Origin of the sequence: Nocardia brasiliensis ATCC 700358 (assembly GCF_000250675.2) — a bacterium.
In the GTDB taxonomy this organism is placed as follows: domain Bacteria; phylum Actinomycetota; class Actinomycetes; order Mycobacteriales; family Mycobacteriaceae; genus Nocardia; species Nocardia brasiliensis_B.
In genome coordinates, this window is record NC_018681.1 from 303,380 (window position 1) to 327,716 (window position 24,337).

The window sequence follows — 24,337 nt, forward strand, 5'->3', positions numbered from 1 at the left end:
CCGTTTCCATCTCTGGCGGACCCCGTCGTGTGGGGCGCCGATGTAGGTACTGCCGTCGTCTGAGGCATGCGCTGGAGCCTACGCGCGGCGGTATAGCCCCGCACTGCGCCCCTGTGACCTGACTCACTGTCCGGCGGGTGAGCGTGCGATGAATAGTGTGCGCCCGGGGCGTCGGCACTAATGAGATGATCGAGCCGTCCGAGCAGTTTCGGTAACGGTGGGAAGGAACGGCGATGAGTCGCAAGCTTTGCCTGGCACAGGATGTCGAAGCCGACGAGCTATTGACCGAGGACCACTTCGCCACCCTGCTCGGCATGCTGCTCGATCAGCAATACCCGATGGAACACGCGTTCCGCGGCCCGAAGAAGATCGCCGACCGGATGGGCGGCTTCGACATCCACCGCATCGCCGAGGCCGATCAGCAGGAGTTCGAAGACCTGTGCGCCACCCCGCCTGCCATCCACCGGTACGGCCGCTCGATGGCGCGCCGCGCCCAGGACCTCGCCCGCTACATCATCGAGAACTACGACGGCAGGACCGAGAACCTGTGGAAGAAGGACAAGCCGGACGGGAAGGAAGTGCTGCGCCGGTTGAAAGACCTGCCCGGTTTCGGGGAGCAGAAGGCGAAGATCTTCCTTTCCCTGCTCGGCAAACAGCGCGGCGTGCAGCCGGCGGGTTGGCGCGAAGCCGCGGGCGCCTACGGTGACGAAGGATCACGCCGTTCGGTCGCCGACGTCACCGACGCCGAAACCCTGGCTCAGGTAAGGGAATTCAAGAAGCAGGCGAAGGCCGCCGCCAAGAAGTAGGGCGGGCCGCTCCGAGCCAGTGGCGGGGGACTGGCAGCGGACGGGCATTGCCGGGGACCGTGGTCTACCGGGATTGTTCTGGGCGAAAGGAGTGGTTTCGATGAGGCGACGACCGGCGGCGATCGGATATCTGCGCCGCGATGTATCCGGTGCCCGGCAGCAATGGGACGAGGTTCTGATCCGGAGCCTGGCCCAGCGATTCGGGTACGACCTGGCGAAGACCGTGGTGTTCGGTGCGGAAACCGACGACGTGCTGCACAGATTGACCACGGTGGCGCAGCGACTGGGGGTGGACGCGGTAATCGTCCCCGCCGCAGCGCATTTCGAGGGTGGCATTCCCGAACAGCTAGTCCAGCTCTGCGACGTGATCACCGTCGCGCCCGAATACACCTACGCCCGGCCCCTGCAACCGCCGCTAGCCGACGGCGCGTGAGCCTGCGCTAGTTGACCGAACTCGCCGGCGCCGTGAACGTATTGCATTGCGCGGCACGGTTCTTGTCCAGTCCGGTCTCGAACCACTGGCCACCGTTCTCGGCGGTGCCGTGGTCACGCATGTCGCCCGCCTGGTCGCCGCGTCCATAGGCGTCCTTGCGGGCGACATTCAGTTGCGAGTTGGTCAGCGAACCACCGCCGGACGAGGACGCGATATACATGCCGTCGAAGCAGTTGGCCTGCAACTCGACTCGGCGCGACAGCTCGAGGCCGCGGGTGCTGCGCGGGCCCGCGTCGGCGCGCTCGCTATTGGCCTTGCGCAGGATCCCGGACATCGCCTGGATGTGGTGGCCGTACTCGTGCGCGAACACCGACAGGTAGACCACCCAGTTGTCCTTGAAGAAATCGGTCTGCAACTGACTGACCGGCATGTAGATGGTCTTGTTGGCCGGGCAGTAGAAGGCAGCGAAATTACTGGTGGTGCCGGTGCACGGGGTGGTGATGCCGGTGGTGGTGGCGCTCACGTTCAGCGTCGGCGGCTGGAACGGCAGATTCGCCTTCTGCAGCACCGGTTTCCAGGCCGCCTCCAGGCACGACGCGGCACTCTCGAAGAACTTGCGCGCGGCATCCACCTGGGTACCCCACGGCGAGTACGGGCAGCGGGCCGGGATCAACGTCGCGCTCGGGTCGGCGAGCAGCGGGTTCGCGCCGGTCTCGGCGGGGCCGGTCGACCCGTCGGGGGAGAAGGTGAGGCTCGGCGTGACCGTCGAGGGGCTGCTGTCGTTGCGGCCGACCGAGATCGCGTTGCGGACCAAGCCGCCCACCACCAGGAACACCACGACGACCAGCAGCGCGATCCACGCGCCGCCGCCACCGGAACGCCGGCGCGGCGGGTACGGGGGACGGCCGGGTGGGCCGTACGGCATCGGCGGCGGTGCCGGTGCGCGGTAGCCGGGCGGCGGACCGTAGCCGGGCGGTGCCGAATAACCCGGTGGCGGACCGTATCCCGGCTGGGCGTACCCCGGTGGCGGACCGTATCCGGGGGGCGGACCATAGCCCGGCGGCGGGCCGTAGCCGGGCGGCGGCTGACCCTGCCCCGGGGGCGGACCGTAGCCGGGCGGGGGCGGAACCGGTCGCCCACCAGGCGGAACCGGCCCGTATCCGTACGGTGGTTGTGTCACGCCCCCGTACCCCCTCGTCTCAGTGATCGCCGACAGCCGATGACGCAGAATAGCAAGCTGTCTAAAGTAGGCTGCCATGCTGACTTTTCGGGGGGCCGCCGTAGGCGCGCTGCTACTCGCGTCCGCGGCATTGTTCGCGACGGCCCCGGCGGCGCACCCGGAGCCCGCACCGAGCGGTGTGACCATCACCGCCGATCTGAAACTGAACCGCGACGGCGTGCTCGAGGTGGTCGAGCAGGTCGAGGTGCCGCCGGACGGCACGTTCCAGATGTCGCTGCCGCTGCGACTGCAGGTGCGCGACGATGTCGAGCGCCGCTTCAAGGTCACCGACGTCGACACCAAGGGTGCGGGCACCGCGACGGTCGCCAACGACCAATTCACCATCGAGGCCAAGCCCGGTACGTCTACGTTCACCTACTCGGTGCACAACCTGGTCAGCGACGCCCCGGGCAGCCAGGTGTTCAACTGGCTCGGGGTGGTGCGCAGCGATATCGCCGCGATCAGCGCCACGTTGATCAGTCCCAGCTTCGAAATGGGCATCGTGGACTGCAAACTCGGTCCGCCCGGCAACACCAGGGCCTGCGCCGACGTGAAGACCGAGGTCGACGGCGTGCTCTACCTGGAGCAGACCGACCTGCACAAGGGCGACGCGATCGACCTCACCCTGCAGTTGCCGCCGAACACCGTGCCGAGCAATGCCGACGTGCGTGACGACAGCGCCGCGGGTCCGTTCGCGTTCACCACGCCGGTGCTGGTCGCGTTCGGCGTGCTGGTGCTCGCGCTGATCGGCTTGGCCGTCTTCGTGTTGCGTGCGCGGCGGCAGAACGCCGCGGCGGGCACGGGCTCGCAGACCCTCGATCCGCTGCTGCGCGAGGGTGAACGGGTCCAGTTCGTCTCGCCCGACGGTGTACTGCCCGGCGAGGCCGGGCTGCTGCTGGACGAGCACGTCGACCCGGTCGACATCGCCGCGACGGTGGTCGATCTCGCGGTGCGCCGCTATATCCGGGTGCTGCCGCTCAGCGACGCCGACTGGCGGATCACCCGGGTCAATACGCCCGACGATCAGCTGCGCGGGTACGAGAGAGCGGTCTATCTGGCCCTGCTGCCCGACGGCACGGACGCGGTCACGATGACCGAGCTGCGCGCGCCCGGACGGGTGCAGTCCGGACCGGTGCGCACCGCACTGCTCGACGACGCGGTCGCCCGTGGCACCTTCACCGACCGGCGGCGGCCCGGGCTGGCCGGCTGGCTCGGCGGCGCGTTGATCGTCGCGGGTATCGCCGCCACGATCGGGCTCGCGCTCACCGCCGGACACGCGCTGGTCGGCGTGGCGATCGCGCTCGCGGGTATCGCCACGGCGCTGCTGCCGAAGTATCTGCCGGTGCGGACCGCGCACGGTCTCGCGCTGTCCGGGCAGATCCGCGCGCTGCAGCGCGGGCTGGAAACGACTCGGCGCGAACAGGTTCCGCCGATCGATCAGGAGACGGTGTTCTCCCGTGCGTTGCCGTTCATGGTGATCGGCAGCCGGGCCGACAACTGGATCCGGGCCTTCCGCGATCTCAACCCGTCCGCCGACGCACAGCCCGGGCTGTACTGGTTCGGCGGTTTCGAACGCGACCGCAACCTGCAGCGTTTCGCCGGCCACTTCCCGTTCTTCATCACCGCGCTCGAAGGCTTGTTCGCACCGGAGCGCTGAGCGCACACCGTTTCCCGCACACAAGAGATCGTGTGCGGGAAACGAACGGCCGGAATACTCAGTCGGCCAACGTGGTTCGGCGGATGGCCGCCAGTGGGTCCGCGTAGAGCACGCTCAGCGAGGTGACCACGGCGGCGAATTCCTGGACCTTGCCGCCGAATCCGCTGATCCGGATATCGGTGGGGGGCAGGCTGGAACCCTGGTTGAAGGCGCGGGCCACATGCGCGACCGCGGGGCGGTAGCCGGTGAAGGCCTGGCCGCCCAGGATCACCCGGTCGGGGTTGAGCATGTCCCGGACCATCGCCACGGTGTTGCCGAGGATGGTGGCGCGCTCGGCGAGCAGTTCGCGCGCGGGCTCGGACCCGGCCTCGGCGGCCCGGTACAGGTCGGCGATGGTGGAGCCCGCGGTTCCGTTGTGCGCCGGGATGATTCCGCGACCGACGGCGCGCGAGTGCAGCGAGCGGTCGCCGACGGTGACCTCGAGGCAGCCACGCCTGCCGCAGGTGCATTCCACGTCGGAGCCGGTCGGCAAGTGTGCGATGGAGCCGGGGCCGTTGCTCGGGGTGTGCACGCGACCGTCCAATGTCACTGCCACACCGGCGGTTTCCCGGACATAGAAGTAGAGGCTGCTGCCGCGCTCCGGGCCCGCGGTACGGCCGGCCGCGGCGTCGCGCGATTCGATGGTGGGCAGCAACAACTCCGAGGCCGCCATCGCCTCGACGTGCGGCGCCACCGAGACCGGCAACTCCAGCACCTCGCCGAGCACGGCGCCGATCTGCGCGCCCTGCCACTCCAGCTTGGGATGATCGACCACGCCGGTGACCGGGTCGACCCGGCCGCCGATGGCGACGCCGGCCCAGAGCGGCTTGCGACGATGCCAGCGCTGCAGGAACGCCTTGGCACTGCGGGCGACGGTGGTGGTGGCGAATTCCTGACCGGTCTGCGGGGTGGCGATGGCCAGGCCGCCGAGGATACGGCCGCGCAGGTCGGCGGCCACGATCTTGGTCACCGCGGCGCCGACGTGGATGCCGAGGGTGAGGTACGCCTCGTGATCGATCTCGAAGGGCACCCGGGGGCGTCCGACCGCACCCGAGGCCGTCAGGTCGGGCCGTTCGCGCAGCAGGCCGGCCGCGAGCAGCGCGGACACCTGGCGGTTGACCGTCGCGATGCTCAAACCCGTTGTGCGCGCGGCATTGTCGCGCGAGACGGGACCACCGGTCGCGGCGCGCAGTACCGCGGCCGCCGGGTTGTCGCCGAGGCGCAGTTCGGGGGCGACGACCGGGCGCTGGACCCGGGCTCGACCGTTGGTGACCCTGGCGGTGGAGCGTTCAAGGGTAGGGAGGGACATAGTGCAGATTCCTTGCCGAGGTCCCGCACCGGGGCGGGACGTGCCTACGTGGGCGACTGGGCAGTGAACGAGCCGAAAAGGCTGCTCAGCTGCAGCAAGGGCGACAACACAGTTCGCGCGTCAAGGGCAGCCGGAGACCGAGCGCGGCGGTCACATAGGTGACCCGCAGTGCGGTCGGTCGGCTGGCAGACATGTAAAAGAAATTAACACCGGTTGGCGCGACTCACCAAGCCTCAAACTGCCGCTGTGTTCTCACCCACACTGTTTCCGCAGGTCACGCGGGTGCGATGGGCAGGCGGGGATCGCTTTGTCCGCCTACTACGAGAAAACCCCGCTCAGCGCGGCTGGGCGGGGCTTGCTCGGAGCGGTTGTGGACTACTTCGGTGGTGCCACGAAAGGCTGGTTGATCGTGGTGAAGTACTGAATCGCCGCACCGATGGCGACCGGGGCGGTCACGAAGATCTGGCCCGCGACGGTGCCCAGGGCGCCGATCGCGATGATGCCGCCGAGGCAGCCGATCGCGGCGGCCGGGATGAACGGGCCGAACAGGCCGATGATGGTGGCCGAGGCGACGGTGGCGCCGGCGATGCCGCCGAGCACGCAGCCGACGGCCGCGCCGCCGAGACCGCCGACGAGGGTGCCGATGGTGGCACCGGCGCTGATGGTGCTGGTCAAGCGGCTCCAGGCGGCCTGTTCACGGTCGTATTCGCTTTTCCACGGGGCTTTGTCCTCGAACGGCAGGGCGACCGGCTTGTAGGTGGCGTGCGCCTGGTCGAGTTGCGGGGTGAGCGTCGCGGTGCGCTGTGAGATCTGCGCGGCGATCGGGAACTCGAACTCGTCGATACGAAGCGTCAGCGGCGTGGCCGCCACGGTGGTGCCGTCGGCGGCCTTGACCTTGAAGGCACCGTCTTCGACCACGAGCGAGCCGGCGTCGGTCTCGATGATCGATGACGTGTCGGTGGTGCGGGCGGTGAAATGCACCGGGCCCGGGGTGTTTTCGGGCGCGGCGACGGAGGTGCCCGCGGCCACTCCGGTCGCCGTGGTCACCAACGCGGCGACCACGGCCAGCTTCCTCATCCTCATCTACGGCATTCCCTCGATCTCGATGTGCGTTTCTCCTGGCGAAGCATCGAGCAGTAAGCGCAGGAGAACGAGGGAATAACGCAGGCAGATTCCAACTGGCGACGTCAGCGCGATCGGCGTTGCCCGGCCAGCCAATCCATCAGGTCCGCGGGCGCGGGATCCGGGCCGATCAGGTCGACCACCACGTGGCCGACGCACGCCGCGCGCAGCACACGATTGGCCACCTCCTCCGTGTCGCCCCACGGGATGAACGGTTTGGCGATCAGCAGCGAGGCGATGCCGTGCGCGGCCGCCCAGAGGTCGAGCACGACCGGCAGGGTGTCGCCGGGGGTGAACACACCCGCGTCCATGCAGTCCTGCACGGTCTGCGAAAAGTGCTGGAACGCACCGCTGGTCATCACCTGATCGACCGCGCTGCTCGATTCGGTGGGCAGGGTCGCCAGCCGGTACTGCTCCGGATGTTCCCGCGCGAACCGGACGTAGGCCAACCCCTGCTGCTGCATCCGGGTGAGCGGCGTGTCGGCGGGATCGGTCGCGGCCACGATCGCGGCGTCCAGATTCTCGAAAACCTGCACGACGACGGCCCCGATGAGCTCGTCCTTGTCGGCGAAGTGCCGGTAGATCGAGGGTGCGCTGACCCCGACCCGCTGGCTGATCGCCCGGATCGACACCGCATCGGCGTGCCCGGTGCGCGTCAGCAGTTCCGTTGCCGCGTCCAGGATTTCGGTCCGTAGCTGGGCGCCGGCACCGCGCGCCGAACGGGATCGACCGGCACGGATCATTTGTGCCCGGCCAGCACGGGTTCGGCGGGATCGCTCTCCTCGCGCAAGCCGATCCGGGCGTGCAGCCGGGCCAGCGGCTTGGGCGCCCACCAGTTCGCGGTGCCCATCAGTTTCATCAGCGCGGGCGCGAGCATGGTGCGGATCAGGGTGGCGTCGGCGAGCACGGTCAAGGTCAGGCCGAGGCCCATCAACTGGATGAACGACACCTTCGAGGTGATCATCGCGCCGATCACGATGGCCATCAGCAGGGCCGCGGCCGTGTAGATCCGGCCCGTCCGCGCGATGCCGACCGCGAGGGCGTGCACATTGTCCTCGGCGGTACGCACGACGACGCCGTCGACGACCCGGCCCGACGCCAGCCACTCCTCCCGGATCCGCGACAGCAGGAACACCTCGTAGTCCATCGACATGCCGAACGCGACGCAGAACATCAGGATCGGGGTGGTCGGCGTCAGATAACCCACCGCCGTGAACCCGAGCAGGTCCGACAGATGGCCGTCCTGGAAGATCCAGACCATCGCGCCGAACGCGGCGGCCATCGAAAGCGTGTTGAGCACAATGGCTTTCAGCGGCAGCAGCACGCTACCGGTGAACAGGAACAGCACGACGAAGGTGGCGAGCGCGATGAGGGCGACCGCGGGCACCATCCGCTTGCTCAGCGAATCGAGGGCGTCGGCATTCACCGCGGCGGCACCGCCGAACAGGGTCGGGCCCGGGGCGGGCACGTCCCGCAGCGCGAGCAACTGCGCCTTGCCCGCGGGGGAGAACGGGTCCGGCCGGGTCGCCACGCTCACGTATTCGCCGGTGCCGTTGGCCATTCCGGGCGGACCGCTCGCCACCCGTGCGCCCTTGATGTAGATGCCCGCGCTGGACAGCACCGCCGAAACGCCGTCCACCCGGGACAAACCCGTGGCGTATGCGCCGATCGGCCCTGGCCCGCCTTGATATCCGTCCAACACGATCGTGGTGTTGTTGCCGGAATTGGCCGCCGGGAACTCGGCCCGCAGCACATCGCCGACCTGACGGCTCGCCGCCGAGGTCGGCAGCACGCGGTCGTCCGGATAGCCGAATTTCACTGAAAGGAACGGTGATCCGAGTGCGAGGAACAGCGCGACCAGCAGCAGGGCCACCGGTACCGAACGCCGGGTCACCCAGGTCACCACGCGGTACCACCAGCTCTGTTCCGGCCTTTGGCTTCTCAGCGGATCGGGCGTGGGGCGACCGAACATGCGGCGCAACGGAATTCGGATATCCAGCGCGTTCACCCGATGGCCGAGCAGTACGAGCGCTGCGGGCAGGATCACGATGGCCGCCGCCGCGGCCGCGACGACCACGGCGACACCGGCGTAAGCGAACGAGCGCAGGAAGTAGATGTCGAAAATGCTGAGCACGGACATCGAAAGCGCCACCGTCAGTGCGGAATACAGCACTGTGCGGCCCGCGGTCTGTACGGCGCGGATGGTGGCGCGCACCGGATCGAGGCCGTTGGCGAGTTCTTCCCGGTACCGGCTGACGATGAACAGGCTGTAGTCGATCGCCAACGCCAGACCCATCGCCGTCGTCATGTTCAGCGCGTAGATGGAGACGTCGGTGATCAGTGTGAACATCCGCAGGATGGCCAGCGTGGCGAGGATCGCGAAGATGCCGACCGTGAGCGGCAGGGCGGCGGCGATCACGCTGCCGAACACCAGGATCAGCACGATCAGCGAGATGGGGATCGCCACCGCCTCCGCCACCGCGAGGTCGTGCGTGATCTGCTTGTTCACGTCGTGGAAGACCGACGCGATGCCGCTCTGGCGGACGGTGACGCCGTCGGCGCTGCCCGCGAGTTGTTCGGTGAGTTCGCCCGCGGTGCGCTGGGCCTCGGTGTCGTCGCCGGTCAGGTAGGCGAGCACGAGCGCGTCCTTGCCGCTGGTGCTGCGGAGTGCGGAGCCCACGGCGGGCGGGGCGGTCCAGTAGGACTGCACGCCTTTGACGTCAGGGCGGGCCCGCAGCGTCTCCACCAGGCGGGTGCCGACCGCGCGGGTCGCCGGTGCGTCGGCGCCCGCGTCGGAACTGACCAGCAGGATGTAGTTGGGTGCCGCGCCGTCGAAATTGTCCGCGAGCAGCCGGGTGACCTCGGAGGAGTCGGCGTCGGGTGAGGTGAAGCCCGCGGACTTCAGGTGCGATGCCGCCGTCGCGCCGAACGCGCCGCAGGCGATCGCGAGGGCGGCCGCCGCGATCAGGATGGCGCGCGGATACCGCGTGACCAGCTGTGCGATCCGAATCAGCATGCGCGGCTCCCTCGCTCGGCGCAGTAAGGTAACGGCGTTAGCGTAACGCCGTTAACCCTGCGCCGACAGTGGGAGTTCGTGGCCGGTCAGTGATCCCGGTCACTCGCAGTGCTGTGGCCGAAGTGGCCGCCCTCGCCGAATCGGCGCGGCGCGTGACCGTGCACGCCTTCGGCGTAGGCGGTCTCGGCGTGCAGCGCGAAGTCGATGCCCGCCGTCTCGTCTTCCTTGCTCACCCGGAAGCCGATGACCCGGTCGATGAGCTTGCCGAGCGCGAACGTCACGAGGAACGCGTAGGCCGCGACCACGAGCACGCCGACCAACTGCTTGCCGAGCTGGGCGAAACCGCCACCGAAGAACAGGCCGTCGACACCGCCGGTCATCACCTGGGTGGCGAGCAGGCCGATCAGCACCGTGCCCACGATGCCGCCGACGAAGTGCACACCCACCACGTCGAGCGAATCGTCGTAGCCCGCTTTGAATTTCCAGCCGACCGCGAACGAGCACACCACGCCCGCGGCGAGCCCGACGACCAACGCGCCGAGCGTGTTCACCGAACCGCAGGACGGGGTGATCGCGACCAGACCGGCCACCACACCGGAGGCCGCGCCGAACGTGGTCGGCCTGCCGTCACGGATCTGCTCGACCGCGAGCCAGCCGAGCATGCCGAGGCAGCCCGCCACCAGCGTGTTCAAGAAGACCGCTGCCGCAATGCCGTTCGCGGACAGCGCCGAACCCGCGTTGAAGCCGAACCAGCCGAACCAGAGCAGACCCGCGCCGAGCAGCACGAAGGGCAGGTTGTGCGGGCGCATCGCGTCGGTCTTGAAGCCGATGCGCGGACCGAGCACCAGGGCCAGCGCGAGTGCCGAAGCGCCCGAAGCGATTTCGACGACCAGACCGCCCGCGTAGTCCAGCGCGCCGAACGAGGCCAGCCAGCCGTCCGGACCCCACACCCAGTGTGCGATCGGCGCGTACACCGCCAGCGCCCACACCGGCACGAACACCATCCACGCGGCGAACTTCGCCCGGTCCGCGATCGCGCCGCTGACCAGTGCCGCGGTCAGGATCGCGAAGGTCAGCTGGAACGTGGCGAACAGCAGTTCCGGCACCGCACCGCGCACGGTGCCCGGGTCGATGTTCGCCATACCGAAGTGGTCCAGGTTGCCGATCAGGCCGCCGCCCGCGTCGTCGCTGAAGGCCATGCTGTAGCCGAGCAGCAGCCAGGCCACGGTTACCAGCGGGATCGCGATGAAGTTCATCATCAGCATGTTGAGCACGCCGGTCGAGCGCACCATGCCGCCGTAGAACAGCGCGAGCGCCGGGGTCATCAGCAGCACGAGAGCGGTGCTGACGAGCAGCCAGGCAGTGGCCGCGGGATCGAGGGGTGTGGGCACGGTAGCTCCTTCCACGCAGGATGCGTTGCAAGGAAATTACCGAACGGTCACCACCGGATATGCGCTGGTCCGCGTATTGCGAGCGGTTCTGGACATGGGATGTTTCGTCCGCACTGTGGGATCGAGGCCGCTTTCGCTACCAGTCGGTAGCGCTCAGGAGGTGCGGGATTTGCGGGCGATCGCGCGCTGGCCGCGCTTCCCCGGCACGGGCAGTTCGTCCTCCAGGGCGACCCAGTCGGCGGTGGTCAGCCAGAGCTCCTGCGCCCGGGCGTCGGCCGTGTTGTGGAAGACCCGGCGGCCCCGGTCGTCGCGCAACTCCTGAGCCACGGTGCACCAGCGCGGCGCACGGCCGTGCTCGGTCCGGTAGTCGGCGAGGTAGGCGGCCACGGCGGTGCCGATGGTGTTGACGGGGCGCAGCGACACCCGGTTGCCGTATTGATCGGCGTGGAACCGGCGGCCCGCGCACAACGAGCCGGCGTTGGCGTTGGAGGCGATCCAGCCGGCCCGTTGCGCGCGCTCGATCAGCCACAGGTGTTTGACGGCCGAGGGCGCGATATCGCCGATCCGAGTTCGGATCAGGGACATGACCTCGTCGGAGGACAGCACGTCGCGCCGGGTCGGGCCGATACCGTGCGCGGTCCAGTGCGCGTCGGCCAGCACGGCGAGCGCGCGGCCGAAATCGTCGATGCTGCGCTGGGCGCGGCGGCCGAGGCGCTCGATGCGTTCGGCCTCGCGGCGCATCTCGTTCTGCGCGGTGAGGGTGCGGATCGCGGCCATCGTCGGCACCTGGCCGCGTTCGAGCAGTTCCAGGATGGCGGTGGAGGTGGCGGGATCGGCCGCGGCGGTCACCGGGAGCGAATCGCGTTTGATCGCGAAGTCCTGCGGGCTGATCGCGCGACTCAACAGGTCGACTGCGGATCGATTGCCGGCGAAATCGGTGCTGGCGAGCAACGCGGCGGCGATGTCGTCGGGCGACACGGTGAGCAGTTCCTCCGATGGACGTGGCACTCGGTGGCGCTGGAACTCTGGGCGCTGAACTGTGCACTTCGGTTGTGCCCCGGTCGGGATGAGGGACCGGCCGGGGCAACCAACCTGATGAAGGTTTGGCTACCGAAGTTGCCGATTGCCACGGTAGCCAGACGATTGCGTCGATGTCATCCGTGTTGACGCTTTCGTTATCTCCATAAACCTGCGGCAAATCGGGGGATGAGTCTTATTTTTTCGTCTACTTGGGGGAATTGGGCGGTAGTTTCCCCGTTACGACCGGTGTCGTATCCGTGATTGCCGGTACGTTGCCAATGTTGTCGTGGGTCGATGGGGTCTAATGGGGGACTCGGAATCTTGTGAGTTAGATCACAACTGTCGCGCTGTGCTGCCGAGTTTCCGCCGCGCCGAGCACCACGACGAGCGGGAATGTTCTTTGTCGGTGCACGCCGGTAACCTCTGCCCGTGGCTCTGTACCGGAAGTACCGACCGGCAACGTTCGCTGAGGTAGTGGGTCAGGAGCACGTCACCGACCCACTGAGCACCGCCCTCGACACCGGGCGGATCAGTCATGCCTATCTGTTCTCCGGGCCGCGTGGCTGCGGTAAGACCTCGTCCGCCCGCATCCTCGCGCGCTCCCTGAACTGCGCCGAGGGGCCCACGTCCACGCCGTGCGGCACCTGTCCGTCCTGTGTCGCGCTCGGCCCGGGTGGCCCGGGCAACCTCGACGTGATCGAGCTCGACGCCGCCAGCCACGGCGGCGTCGACGACACCAGGGAACTGCGCGACCGCGCCTTCTACGCCCCCGCCGAATCCCGGTACCGGGTGTTCATCGTCGACGAGGCGCACATGGTCACCACGGCGGGCTTCAACGCGCTGCTGAAAATCGTCGAAGAGCCGCCCGCCCACCTCATCTTCATCTTTGCCACCACCGAGCCGGACAAGGTGCTGCCCACCATCCGCTCGCGCACCCACCACTACCCGTTCCGGCTGCTGCCGCCCGCGACCATGCGCGGGCTGCTCGGCAAGATCTGCGACCAGGAGCAGGTGCCGGTCGAAGAAGCGGTGTACCCGTTGGTGATTCGCGCCGGTGGCGGTTCGCCCCGCGACAGTCTCAGCGTGCTCGACCAGTTGCTGGCCGGCGCGGGCCCCGAAGGCGTCACCTACTCCAGGGCGGTCTCGCTGCTCGGCGTCACCGACGTCGCGCTGATCGACGACGCGATCGGCGCGCTCACCACCGATGACGGCGCCGCGCTGTTCGGCACGGTCGACCGGGTGGTCGAGGCCGGTCATGATCCACGCCGCTTCGCCGTCGACCTGCTCGAGCGCTTGCGTGACCTGATCCTTATGCGCGCCGTCCCCGACGCGGTGGACCGGGGCCTGGTCTCCGGGCCCGGCGACGTGCTCGACCGGATGCGTGACCAAGCCGAACGGCTCGGGCCCGCCACCCTCACCCGCTACGCCGAACTACTGCACGAGGCCCTCGGCGAAATGCGCGGCGCGACCTCCCCGCGCCTGCTGCTCGAGGTCGTCTGCGCCCGCATGCTGCTGCCCTCGGTTTCCGACGCCGAATCGGCCACGCTGCAACGCCTGGAACGCCTCGAACGCGGCTTCGCCGGCGGAGCCGTCCCGCCCGCACCCCCCGCCGCGAGCGCCGCCCCCGCCAGCGGTACACCCGCCCCCCTACCCGCCCCCGGCTCCGGCCCCGAATCGAACCGCCGCCGCGGCGCCGAAGCCCTCGCCGCCATCCGCCGCGAAGCCGCAGGCAAGGGTGCCGCCGACACACCCCGCGACGGTGTCGCCCCCGATCCGAGCATCGGAGGAACGCAGGGCTCCTCGGTGGACGCGTCGACCACCACGGCCGATGCGGTGCGGTCGCAACAGGTCGACGGGGCGGCTGCCGGGTCGGGCGCGCACGCGACGGCTGGCGTTCCCGAGACTGAGCGACCGGCCGATCGGTCGAGCGAGTCCGCTGCCGACCAGGTCCCTGCGACCCCAGGCGGTACGGCTGCCGAAAACGCCGAATCTCCAGTGGCGCAGCCTGTTTCCCCGACAGAGCAGGGCGACGGGCCGCGCGACGCCGGAGCGGCCGGCGGTTTCGATGACGGTGCCGAGGGATCGGCTGCTGCGCCGAGCCGCGATGCGGCTTCGCACGGTACCCACGAGGGGCCTGGCGGGGCTGCCGAACCCCACGCGCCCGCCGCAGCAGACGGCGTGGTCTCCGGACAGGCCGCGCCGACCACGCAGGGCGCGCCCGACGCGCAGCCGACATCAGCCCCGCAGGGTGCGCCGACTGCGCAGTCGGGTCCCACCACGCAGGGCGCGCCAGTCGCACGGGGTGCATCCGCCGCACAGGGCGCGCAGTCTGGTCCAACGACGCAGGGCGCGCCAGTCGCACAGGGTGGATCCGCCGCACAGGGCGCGCAGTCTGGTCCAACGACGCAGGGCGCACCTACCGCGCAGTCCGCAGCTGCCGCACAGGTGGCACCAGCCGCACAAGGCGTATCCGCCGCGCAGTCCGGGCCGACCGCGCCGCCTGCGGCCGCCGCGCAGGAGATAACCGGCGCGCAGGCTGCGCCGAATGCGCAAGACGCGCAGTCCGCGGCCGCCGCACCAACCGCCCCGGACGTATCCGCTGCACCGGCCGCGCCTGCCGCGCAGTCTGCGCCCGCCGCGCAGGACGGGGATCTGTTGCGGGAAGTGGAAAGTTCTTGGGGGGATATTCGGGCCAAGGTGCGGGAGTTCGGGGCTGCGGTGCAGGCGATGCTGGCGGGGGCTTCGGTGGCGCGGATCGAAGGCGATGTCATCGTGTTCGCGCATCAGCATGCGCCGTTGGCGCAGCGGCTGTCCGATCCGCGCAATGTGGAGGCGGTGCGGTCGGCGGTGCGCGCGGTGCTGGGGCGTGAGCTGGATGTGCGCTGGGAGGCGGGTGGCGCCGCGACTCGGCCCGCGGCCGCGCAGCGGACGACCGGTCAGGCGAAACCGCAGCGTGCGTCGGGTCAATCGGCCGGTCGTGAGGCCGGTGCCGCAGGCGGGCGGGGTGCGGACGCGCCCGCGCCACCGCGTTTCTCCCGGCCGAGCCAGGCCAAGAACGCCGCCGCGGACAAGGCCGCGAACCGGCCGCGATCCTTCGGCGACGACGATATTCCGCCGCCCGACTTCCCCGATCTACCGGATGATCCCGGCCCTTTTGACGGTGCGCCGCCCGAGTCGGCGCAACCCCCGACCGGAAGTGACACTGGCAGCGGCAACGGCTGGTCCGCCGACCGGGCGGTCCCGGTCGACACCCCCGAGGACGAAGAGGAGATGATCCGCGCCGCGGCGGTGCCGGTGGCGCCAGAGGATCGCCGCGACCCCGACGAGGTCGCCCTCGAATTGCTGAAGAGTGAGCTGGGGGCCACACGCCTGAGTGGTTGACAACCACCGCCGTCACGACGTTAAGTTAACCGGAGTTCGCACGCCACGCTAATATGAACGGGTGGCCGTGAGCTCCGGTACGACGAGGTTCTATGGTAAGCCCAGGCGTATGGGCGATCGGAACCTGCGTCCGCCGTCGCATGCCGCGTTTTGTACAGCGTCAGGACGGTCGGTCGCAGGACCGGTCGGCGAGGTTACCCGCGCCTATGCCGCATCGCGCGGGGTAGGCGCACAGAGCGCTCGGGCGGACCACGTCCGGCCGCCGCACCTTTAAGGAAGGAACACTCCGATATGACCACAGAGGCCTACATTTACGAGGCCATCCGCACTCCGCGCGGCCGCGGCAAGAAGAACGGCTCGCTGCATTCGGTCAAGCCGATCGACTTGACTGTTGGTCTCATCCAGGAGCTGCGCGGCCGTTTCCCCAACCTCGACGAGGATCGGATCTCCGATCTCATCCTCGGTGTCGTCAGCCCGGTCGGTGACCAGGGCATGGACATCGCCCGCACCGCCGTGACCGTGGCCGGCCTGCCGGACACCGTCGGCGGCTTCCAGCTGAACCGCTTCTGCGCCTCCGGCCTCGAGGCCGTCAACCTGGCCGCGCAGAAGGTGCGCTCGGGCTTCGACGATCTGGTGATCGCCGGTGGCGTCGAGTCCATGTCCCGGGTCGCGATGGGCTCCGACGGCGGCGCCTGGGCGCTGGACCCGGCCACCAACTACGACACGTACTTTGTGCCGCAGGGTGTTTCGGCCGACCTGATCGCCACCATCGAGGGCTTCAGCCGCGAGGACGTGGACGCCTACGCGGTGCGCTCGCAGGAACTGGCCGCCAAGGCCACCACCGGCGGCTACTTCGCCAAGTCGATCGTCCCGGTCAAGGACCAGAACGGCATCGTCGTGCTGGACAAGGACGAGCACATGCGTCCGGGCACCACGTCCGAGGATCTGGCCAAGCTGAACCCGTCCTTCGCCGTGATCGGTGAGATGGGCGGCTTCGACGCCGTCGCGCTGCAGAAGTTCTACTTCGTCGAGAAGATCAACCACGTGCACCACGGCGGCAACAGCTCGGGCATCGTCGACGGCGCCGCGCTGGTGCTGGTCGGCACCGAGGATGCGGGCAAGGCCTCCGGCCTGACCCCGCGGGCCCGCGTCGTCGCGACCGCGACCAGCGGCGCCGACTCGACCATCATGCTCACCGGCCCCACCCCGGCCGCCAAGAAGGCGCTGGCCAAGGCGGGTCTGACCATCGAAGACATGGACCTGGTCGAGATCAACGAGGCGTTCGCCTCCGTGGTGCTGAAGTTCCAGAAGGACCTGAACGTCCCGGACGAGAAGCTGAACGTCAACGGTGGCGCGATCGCCATGGGCCACCCGCTGGGTGCCACCGGCGCGATGATCACCGGCACCATGGTCGACGAGCTGGAGCGCCGCAACGGTCGCTACGCCCTGATCACCCTGTGCATCGGCGGCGGCATGGGCGTGGCGACCATCATCGAGCGCGTCTAATCCCAACCGGCAGCTGAGAAATTCAAGGAGACACAGAGCTGTGACCAGCACCGAAACCAACATGATCGGTTGGGAGCAGGATTCGGACGGCATCGTCGTACTGACGATGGACGACCCGAACCAGGGCGCCAACACGATGAACGAGCTGTACAAGTCGTCGATGACCGCGACCGTCGAGAAGCTCGAAGCCGAGAAGGACAGCATCACCGGCGTGGTGATCACCTCGGCTAAGAAGACCTTCTTCGCGGGCGGCGACCTCAAGAACATGATGAAGGTCGGCCCGGAAGACGGCCAGGGCGTCATGGACGAGCTCGGCACCATCAAGGGCGCGCTGCGGCGCCTGGAGACCCTGGGCAAGCCGGTCGTCGCCGCCATCAACGGCGCGGCGCTCGGCGGCGGCCTGGAGATCGCGCTGGCCTGTCACTACCGGATCGCGGCCGACGTGCCGGGTTCACAGATCGGCCTGCCCGAGGTCACCCTGGGCCTGCTGCCCGCCGGTGGCGGCGTGATCCGCACCGTGCGCATGCTCGGTCTGCAGAACGCCCTGATGCAGGTGCTGCTGCAGGGCCAGCGCAACAAGCCGGCCAAGGCCAAGGAGATCGGCCTGGTCAACGAGCTCGTCGGCACCGTCGAAGAGCTGGTTCCGGCCGCCAAGGCGTGGATCAAGGCGAACCCGGACAAGGGCGTACAGCCCTGGGACGTCAAGGGTTTCAAGATCCCCGGCGGCACCCCGTCCAGCCCGGCCTTCGCGGCCAACCTGCCCGCCTTCCCGGCGAACCTGCGCAAGCAGATCAAGGGCGCGAACATGCCCGCCCCGCGGGCGATCATGTCCGCCGCGGTCGAGGGTTCGCAGGTCGACATCGACAACGCGTCGCTCATCGAGTCGCGCTACTTCGTGCACCTGCTCACCGGCCCGGTCGCGAAGAACATGATCCAGGCGTTCTTCTTCGACCTGCAGTCCATCAACAACGGTGGCTCGCGGCCGAAGGATGTGCCGAAGAAGGACATCAAGAAGATCGGTGTGCTCGGCGCGGGCATGATGGGCGCGGGCATCGCCTACGTCTCCGCCAAGGCGGGCTACCAGGTCGTGCTCAAGGACGTCAGCATCGAGGCGGCCGAGCGCGGCAAGAACTACTCCGAGAAGATCGAGGCCAAGGCCCTCTCCCGCGGTAAGACCACGGAGGAGAAGTCCAAGGCGCTGCTCGACCGGATCACCCCGTCCGCCGACGCCAAGGACTTCGACGGCGTGGACTTCGTGATCGAGGCCGTCTTCGAGAACACCGAGCTCAAGCACAAGGTGTTCCAGGAGATCGAGGACATCGTCACCCCCGACGCGCTGCTCGGCTCGAACACCTCGACCCTGCCGATCACCGGCCTGGCCAAGGGCGTCAAGCGCGAAGAGGACTTCATCGGTATCCACTTCTTCTCGCCGGTCGACAAGATGCCGCTGGTGGAGATCATCAAGGGTGAGAAGACCTCGCCCGAGGCGCTGGCCCGGGTGTTCGACTACACCCTCGCGATCAAGAAGACCCCGATCGTGGTGAACGACAGCCGCGGCTTCTTCACCTCGCGCGTGATCGGCACCTTCGTCAACGAGGCGATCGCCATGCTCACCGAGGGCATCGAGCCCGCGACCATCGAGCAGGCCGGTCTGCAGGCGGGCTACCCGGCCGCGCCGCTGCAGCTGTCGGATGAGCTGAACATGAAGCTCATGCAGAAGATCGCCAAGGAGACCATCGAGGCCGCCGAGCACGGCGACACCACGATGGGCAAGAAGCGGCATCCGGCGCAGGACGTCATCGACTACATGGTCGGCGAAAGTCGTCCGGGTCGCCTGGAGAAGGCGGGCTTCTACGAGTACGACGAGAACGGCAAGCGCACCGGTCTGTGGCCGGGCCTGCGTGAGCACTTCAAGACCACGGCGGACTTCACCGTTCCGCTGCAGGATCTGATCGACCGCATGCTGTTCGCGGAGGCGATCGAGACCCAGAAGTGCTTCGACGAGGGCGTGCTGGAGACCACCGCCGACGCGAACATCGGCTCGATCTTCGGCATCGGCTTCCCGGCCTGGACCGGTGGCGTGCACCAGTTCATCGTCGGCTACCCGGGTGGCCAGGCGGCGTTCGTCGAGCGCGCCGACTACCTCGCCAAGACCTACGGCGAGCGTTTCGAGGTTCCGGCCTCGCTGCGCAAGTAGCTCCAATGGCAAAGCCCGCCACCGCAACTCGCGGTGGCGGGCTTTCGCCGTCTTCGGGGCTTGACGGGCCAGGGCGCCCTGCGCACCGCAAACCGGCGACGGAAAGACCACCGGGATAACGGAATTCGCCGGTTTGCGCGGTGTTCACCCGCCGGTACCGTGCGGTGATTAGCGTGATGCGGATGGGACGACGGGTAGTGCGCGGGCAGACATTGGTGATCGCGGCGCTGGCGGTGGCGCTCGGTGCGGTGCCTGCCGCGCGGGCGGTGCCCGAGGCGGCGGCCGGGCCCGGCGCGGGGGCCGTGCGGCTGCTCGGCGCGCAGGTGGTGCCGAACGATCTGGTTTACCAGGGCACCGCGGTCGGTGGCCTGTCCGGGATCGACTTCGACTCGCGCACCGGCGATTACGTGCTGATCAGCGACGACCGCTCGGAGCGTAATCCGGCGCGCTTCTACACTGCCCGCTTCGCCGTCGGCCCCGACGGTCTCGGACCGGTGAGCTTCACCGGCACCCGCCCGCTGCCGACCGCGAACGGCGCGCCCTACGGTCCCAAGTCGGTGGATCCGGAGGAGATCCGGGTCGATCCGTGGACCGGCAACTACTTCTGGACGCAGGAGGGGGAGCGCACCGCCACCGTGCTCGCCGACCCCTCGGTGCGGGTGTCCCGGCCCGACGGCAGCTTCGCGGGCGAGCTGCCGATCCCGGACAACGAACGGATGCAACCGAATTCGGGTCCGCGCCAGAACAGCGTGCTGGAGGGCGCGACCTTCGCCGCCGGTGGCGCGCTGTTCGTGACGTCGGTGGAGGCCCCGCTGCTGCAGGACGGTCCGGAGCCGACGACGACCGCGGGCGCGCCCGCCCGGCTGACCGTGCAGGCCAGGACCGGTGCGCTGCTCGCCCAGTACGTGTACCCGCTCGAGCCGGTGTTCGCCGAGTCCAGGCCGACGCCCGGCCAGGGCGGTAACGGCATCGCGTCGATCCTCGCGGCCGACCCCTACGATCCGTCGAAGATCCTGGTGCTCGAACGGGCCTTCGTGGTCGGGGTCGGCAACAAGATCCGGATCTACGAGGCCGATCTCGGCGGCGCGAGCAATGTGCTCGACGCCCCGATCGGCAATGCCCGCCCGGTGACCAAGCGGCTGCTGGTCGACCTGGCCGACGTCGGGTTGCCCGCGATCGACAACGTCGAGGGCGTGACCTGGGGCCCGCGCCTGCCCTCCGGCGAGCGCACCCTGGTCCTGGTGAGCGACAACAACTTCGCCCCGAACCAGATCACCCAGCTGATCGCCCTCGCCGTCCGCTAAGGCTGCGCCGGTAGCTCCCCGAGTGCTCCGGCAACTGTCCGGCGCGCACCCGGCCGACGCCGCCTGTCGTTGGCGGATCGCCGCGTTTCTCCCACGCCAGGCGTCAGAATGTAATGGAGCGGATCTCGTTTCTGTGCGCATCGGCGGCGAGCCCCCGCCGCGTGGCACTGACCTGGGCAGAATTATCCGGAGGGTGGTGGTGGAAATCATGCGGATTCGAAACTTCTGCCGACCGATGCCGGGCCGCGCTACGTTGGAGTATGCGCAGACATATCGGACATCGCGGGGTTGCTCGTGCGGTCCGGGGTCGGCGCGCCAGTTGGTCGCCGGTGACGTCGATTCGATGTGAGTTCGAGGTGGTCACATGAATCCGCGGACGCGGTCGGAAGAGGTCGGTCCCGACTCGACCCCTGCCGACTCGGACACCCAGCGCCACCCGCTGCTCGGCATCGCCGACGAGCTGGAGGCGATGGGGCTCTCCGATGCGAAGGAGATCGGCCGGGGTGGATTCGGCGTGGTGTACCGCTGTGTGCAGCGGACGCTCGAACGCGTCGTCGCGGTGAAGGTGCTCTCCTCGGAGATCGAGGTGGAAAGCCGCGAACGCTTCCTGCGCGAGGAACAGGCCATGGGCCGGTTGTCCGGGCATCCGAACATCGTCGATATTTTGCAGGTCGACGTCACGCCCAGCGGTTTGCCGTTCATCGTGATGCCGTATTGCACCCGTGGCTCGCTGGAGCAGGTCATCCGCGATCAGGGTCCGCTCACCTGGGCCGATTCGCTGCGGGCCGGGGTGAAGCTCGCGGGCGCGATCGAGAGCTCGCACCGGGCCCAGATCCTGCACCGTGACGTGAAACCGGCGAACGTGCTGCTCAGCGGTTACGGCGAACCGCAGCTGACCGATTTCGGGATCGCCCGCATCCCCGGCGGTTTCCAGACCTCCAGCTCCATGATCACCGGCTCGCCCGCGTTCACCGCGCCGGAGGTGCTCAAGGGCGACGATCCGACCATCCGCTCCGACGTCTACGGCCTGGGCGCCACGCTGTTCGCGCTGCTGACCGGTCATGCGGCGTTCGAGCGGCAGGCGGGGGAGAAGGTGGTCGCGCAGTTCCTGCGGATCACCACCCAGCCGGTGCCCGATCTGCGCGAGCACGATATCCCCGCCGACGTGGCCGAGGTGATCCAGCACGCGATGGCGACCGATCCCGCCGATCGCCCCACGACGGCCTACGACTTCGGTCAGCTGCTGCGCTCGGTGCAGCGCGATCACGACCACATGCCCGACGAGATGGCGCTGCTGGAAACGGTCGCCGCGCCCGAGCCGATCGATCGCCCGGCGGAGACCTCGTCGTCGCGGCCCGCGGTGACCGCCCGGCGCAGTTGGCCGTTGACGTTGCGGCCCGCGGTTTCTCAGCACACCGGAGGTGGACGGCAGACGGGTACGGGGGCAACCCTGCCGCCCACCGCCGCGACGAAGTTCCGGCCGCCCACCCCGGCGCGGGAACCGGTGCCCCGCCCGCGCCTGCTGGACGTGCTGCGGGCCGGCGGCCGGCGCAGGCTGGCCGTGATCCACGCGCCCGCCGGGTTCGGCAAGAGCACGGTGGCCGCGCAATGGCGTACCGACCTGACCGAGCGCGGCATCCCGGTCGCCTGGCTCGGGGTCGACCACGGCGACGACAACGAGATCTGGTTTCTCGCCCACCTGATCCAGGCGATCCGCCGGGTCCGCCCGGATATCGGCAACGGCTTGGACCAGGTGCTGGAGGAAAGACCCGCCGACGCAGCCGCTTTCGTGATTTCCACGCTGATCGACGAGATCCACGCGAGCGGCAGCACCCTGGTCGTGGTGGTCGACGACTGGCACCGGGTCACCGACGCGGGCGCGCACCGGGCGATGGACGCGTTGCTGGACAACGGCTGTCACCATCTGCGCTTCGTGGTGACCAGCCGGGAGCAGTCCGGCCTGCCTACCAGCCGGATGCGGGTGCACGACGAATTGGTCGAAATCGGTTCCGCCGCACTGCGCCTGACCGCGGCGGAGACCCGGGAGATCCTGGTGCAGCGGCACGGGTTCGCGCTCACCGACAGTCAGGTGTCGGAGATCCATCGGACCACCGACGGCTGGCCCGCCGCCATCCAGCTGGTCAGCTTGTCCCTGCGGGGCAAGACCGATCCGGCGCAGCTGCTCGCGCAACTGTCCGGGGGCAATCACGGCATTCGCGAGTATCTCGCCGAAAACGTCTTGGACACACTGGAACCCAGGATGCTCGACTTCCTGATGTCGATCGCGGTGACCGAGCGGGTGTGCGGTTCGCTGGCCTCGGCGCTGTCGGAGGACGAGGACGCCGAACAGCTGCTCATCCAGGCCGAGCAGCGGGAACTGTTCCTGCGCCGGATCGAGCACGATCCGGAATGGTTCCGGATGCAGCCGCTGTTCGCCGAGCACCTGCGGGCCCGTTTGGAGCGCGCGCAGCCAGGGAAGTCGAAAACCTTGCACCGCAAGGCCTCCCGCTGGTACGCCGAACACCAGCTGTTGCGCAAATCGGTGGACCACGCGCTGGCGGCCACCGATCTCAAGATGGCGCTGGACCTGCTCGAGGTCGGCGGCATGGACCTCATCGACCGGTCCCGGCTGGCCACACTGCTCGGCACGGTCTCGAAACTGCCGATGCAGCAGGTGGCTTCGCGGTCCAAGCTGTTGATGGCGGTGGCGCGGGCGAATGTGAACCTGCAGCAGTCCGGTGCGGCGCGTACGGCGCTGGGCCGGTTGTCGAATCTGCTCGCGCGTGGCGCGGCCACCGACGAGGACGTCAAACAGCAGCGTTGCCAGGCCGCCGTGCTCGGCGCCGCCGATCAGATCGCCAGGGACCGGACCGAAGGCGTGCTCGATCGGGTCGCGGACTGCCTGCAGAGTCCGCAGGACCTGCCGGCCTGGACCGTGTCGACCGCGGCGAATCTGACCTCGTTCGTGCGGTTGTGCGAGTTCGACTTCGACGGCGCACGGTCCATCCAGGACTGGGCGGCGGAATATCATGCGCGGTCCAAGGATCCGCTCGGTGCGGTGTTCGGGTTGTGCGGGCGCGGCGCGGCCGCCTACGAACAGCTCGACATCCCCACGGCGACACAGTGTTTCCAGGAGGCGTGGGAGGTCGCGAAGGCACGCTCGGGTCCGCGCTCGCACGCGGTGCGGGTCGCGGCGGCGCTGCTCGGTGAATTGAACTACCGCCGCGGCGATCTGGACGTCGCCGACCAGTTACTGGACGAAAGCCACCAATTGGTCGCCCGGGTCGGCCCGGTGGACTTCCTCATCGCGACCTTCGTGGTCGGCGCGCGGGTGAAAGCGGTGCTGGGCGACCTGTTCACGGCCGCGGCGCGGCTCGATGAGGGCGCGCGGATCGCCGCCGACAACCGGCTGACCCGGCTCGGCGCGCACATCCGCGCCGAACGGGTGCGCCTCGGACTCGCGCTGGAGCGCGACGGCCAGTCCGCGGAAGCACCGGCGGGAGCGCTGCATCCGCGCCACCGGATGATCGGAGCCGCCGTGCTCGCCGCCGAGGCCGAGGAGATCGCGGCCATCCGCACGCTGCTGGCCGAGGGCAGCCTCGGCTCGGACGACCGCGCGGTGCGGCGGTCGCGCGCCCTGTATGCCCGAATGGTCGACAAGCACCGCCCGCGTGCGGAATTGGACGCGGCGCTGTTGCTCGCCGAATGTCTCGCCGCCTCCGGCTGGGTCGGCGAGGCCACCGGCCTGCTCCTGCCCGCGGCCGCGACCTGCGCCGAACTCGGCTGGACCAGGCCACTGCTCGACGCGGGGCCCGGCGTCGTGTCCATCCTGCGCGTGCTGCGCGCCGAAATGCCCTCCGCCGCAGCACACACCGGCGACATAGAACTGCCCGCCCTGTTCCTGGACGAACTCCTGGACTAGAGCGGGCAATTCACG

At 69.0% G+C, this 24,337-nt stretch carries 15 protein-coding genes; 8 read left to right on the forward strand and 7 right to left on the reverse strand.

Annotation, left to right across the window (positions count from 1 at the left end; translation table 11 throughout):
* Nucleotides 1-233 precede the first annotated feature (233 nt).
* A complete protein-coding gene (locus O3I_RS01365; protein WP_014981092.1) occupies nt 234-806 on the forward strand; it encodes an HhH-GPD-type base excision DNA repair protein in 573 nt (190 codons plus the stop codon).
* A gap of 100 nt (nt 807-906) precedes the next feature.
* A complete protein-coding gene (locus O3I_RS01370; protein WP_014981093.1) occupies nt 907-1,239 on the forward strand; it encodes a hypothetical protein in 333 nt (110 codons plus the stop codon).
* A gap of 7 nt (nt 1,240-1,246) precedes the next feature.
* On the opposite strand, the gene O3I_RS01375 is transcribed toward O3I_RS01370, so the two are convergent.
* Nucleotides 1,247-2,419 (reverse strand): neutral zinc metallopeptidase, encoded by a 1,173-nt coding sequence (locus O3I_RS01375; RefSeq protein ID WP_237748238.1) that lies wholly within the window; start codon nt 2,417-2,419, stop codon nt 1,247-1,249.
* A gap of 76 nt (nt 2,420-2,495) precedes the next feature.
* Here O3I_RS01375 and O3I_RS01380 point away from each other — a divergent pair, with 76 nt between their 5' ends.
* Nucleotides 2,496-4,115, forward strand: coding sequence for a DUF2207 family protein (locus O3I_RS01380; protein ID WP_014981095.1), 1,620 nt, complete (start codon nt 2,496-2,498; stop codon nt 4,113-4,115).
* Nucleotides 4,116-4,173: 58 nt separating this feature from the next.
* On the opposite strand, the gene O3I_RS01385 is transcribed toward O3I_RS01380, so the two are convergent.
* The 6 genes from O3I_RS01385 to O3I_RS01410 form a co-directional block, all read right to left on the reverse strand.
* The gene (locus O3I_RS01385) at nt 4,174-5,463 is read right to left on the reverse strand and encodes an ROK family transcriptional regulator (protein WP_014981096.1); all 1,290 of its coding nucleotides are present in this window, start codon (nt 5,461-5,463) and stop codon (nt 4,174-4,176) included.
* Between the two features lie 375 nt (nt 5,464-5,838).
* Nucleotides 5,839-6,546 carry a hypothetical protein gene (locus O3I_RS01390; protein ID WP_041562344.1) on the reverse strand — a complete coding sequence of 236 codons (708 nt, stop codon included), beginning with the start codon at nt 6,544-6,546 and terminating at the stop codon, nt 5,839-5,841.
* A gap of 104 nt (nt 6,547-6,650) precedes the next feature.
* A complete protein-coding gene (locus O3I_RS01395; RefSeq protein ID WP_014981098.1) occupies nt 6,651-7,328 on the reverse strand; it encodes a TetR/AcrR family transcriptional regulator in 678 nt (225 codons plus the stop codon).
* Nucleotides 7,325-9,601, reverse strand: coding sequence for an MMPL family transporter (locus tag O3I_RS01400; protein WP_014981099.1), 2,277 nt, complete (start codon nt 9,599-9,601; stop codon nt 7,325-7,327). Before O3I_RS01400 ends, O3I_RS01395 begins: the two co-directional genes overlap by 4 nt.
* Nucleotides 9,602-9,687: 86 nt before the next feature.
* On the reverse strand, nt 9,688-10,992 hold the full coding sequence (locus O3I_RS01405) for an ammonium transporter (RefSeq protein WP_014981100.1): 1,305 nt from the start codon (nt 10,990-10,992) through the stop codon (nt 9,688-9,690).
* Nucleotides 10,993-11,145: 153 nt separating this feature from the next.
* Nucleotides 11,146-12,000 carry a hypothetical protein gene (locus tag O3I_RS01410; RefSeq protein ID WP_237748239.1) on the reverse strand — a complete coding sequence of 285 codons (855 nt, stop codon included), beginning with the start codon at nt 11,998-12,000 and terminating at the stop codon, nt 11,146-11,148.
* 441 nt (nt 12,001-12,441) lie between these two features.
* On the opposite strand from O3I_RS01410, the gene O3I_RS01415 reads away from it, so the two are divergent.
* The 5 genes from O3I_RS01415 to O3I_RS01435 all read left to right on the forward strand — a co-directional run bounded on the left by O3I_RS01415 (nt 12,442) and on the right by O3I_RS01435 (nt 24,322).
* Complete coding sequence (locus O3I_RS01415; RefSeq protein ID WP_041562345.1) at nt 12,442-15,393, forward strand: DNA polymerase III subunit gamma and tau; 2,952 nt, start codon at nt 12,442-12,444, stop codon at nt 15,391-15,393.
* A 291-nt stretch (nt 15,394-15,684) separates the two neighbouring features.
* On the forward strand, nt 15,685-16,899 hold the full coding sequence (locus O3I_RS01420) for an acetyl-CoA C-acetyltransferase (protein WP_014981103.1): 1,215 nt from the start codon (nt 15,685-15,687) through the stop codon (nt 16,897-16,899).
* 61 nt (nt 16,900-16,960) lie between these two features.
* Entirely contained in the window at nt 16,961-19,096 is a 2,136-nt protein-coding gene (locus O3I_RS01425) for a 3-hydroxyacyl-CoA dehydrogenase NAD-binding domain-containing protein (protein WP_041563281.1), read from the forward strand.
* Between the two features lie 182 nt (nt 19,097-19,278).
* A complete protein-coding gene (locus O3I_RS01430; RefSeq protein WP_041563282.1) occupies nt 19,279-20,400 on the forward strand; it encodes an esterase-like activity of phytase family protein in 1,122 nt (373 codons plus the stop codon).
* A gap of 364 nt (nt 20,401-20,764) precedes the next feature.
* A complete protein-coding gene (locus tag O3I_RS01435) occupies nt 20,765-24,322 on the forward strand; it encodes a serine/threonine-protein kinase (RefSeq protein ID WP_014981106.1) in 3,558 nt (1,185 codons plus the stop codon).
* Nucleotides 24,323-24,337: the final 15 nt, after the last annotated feature.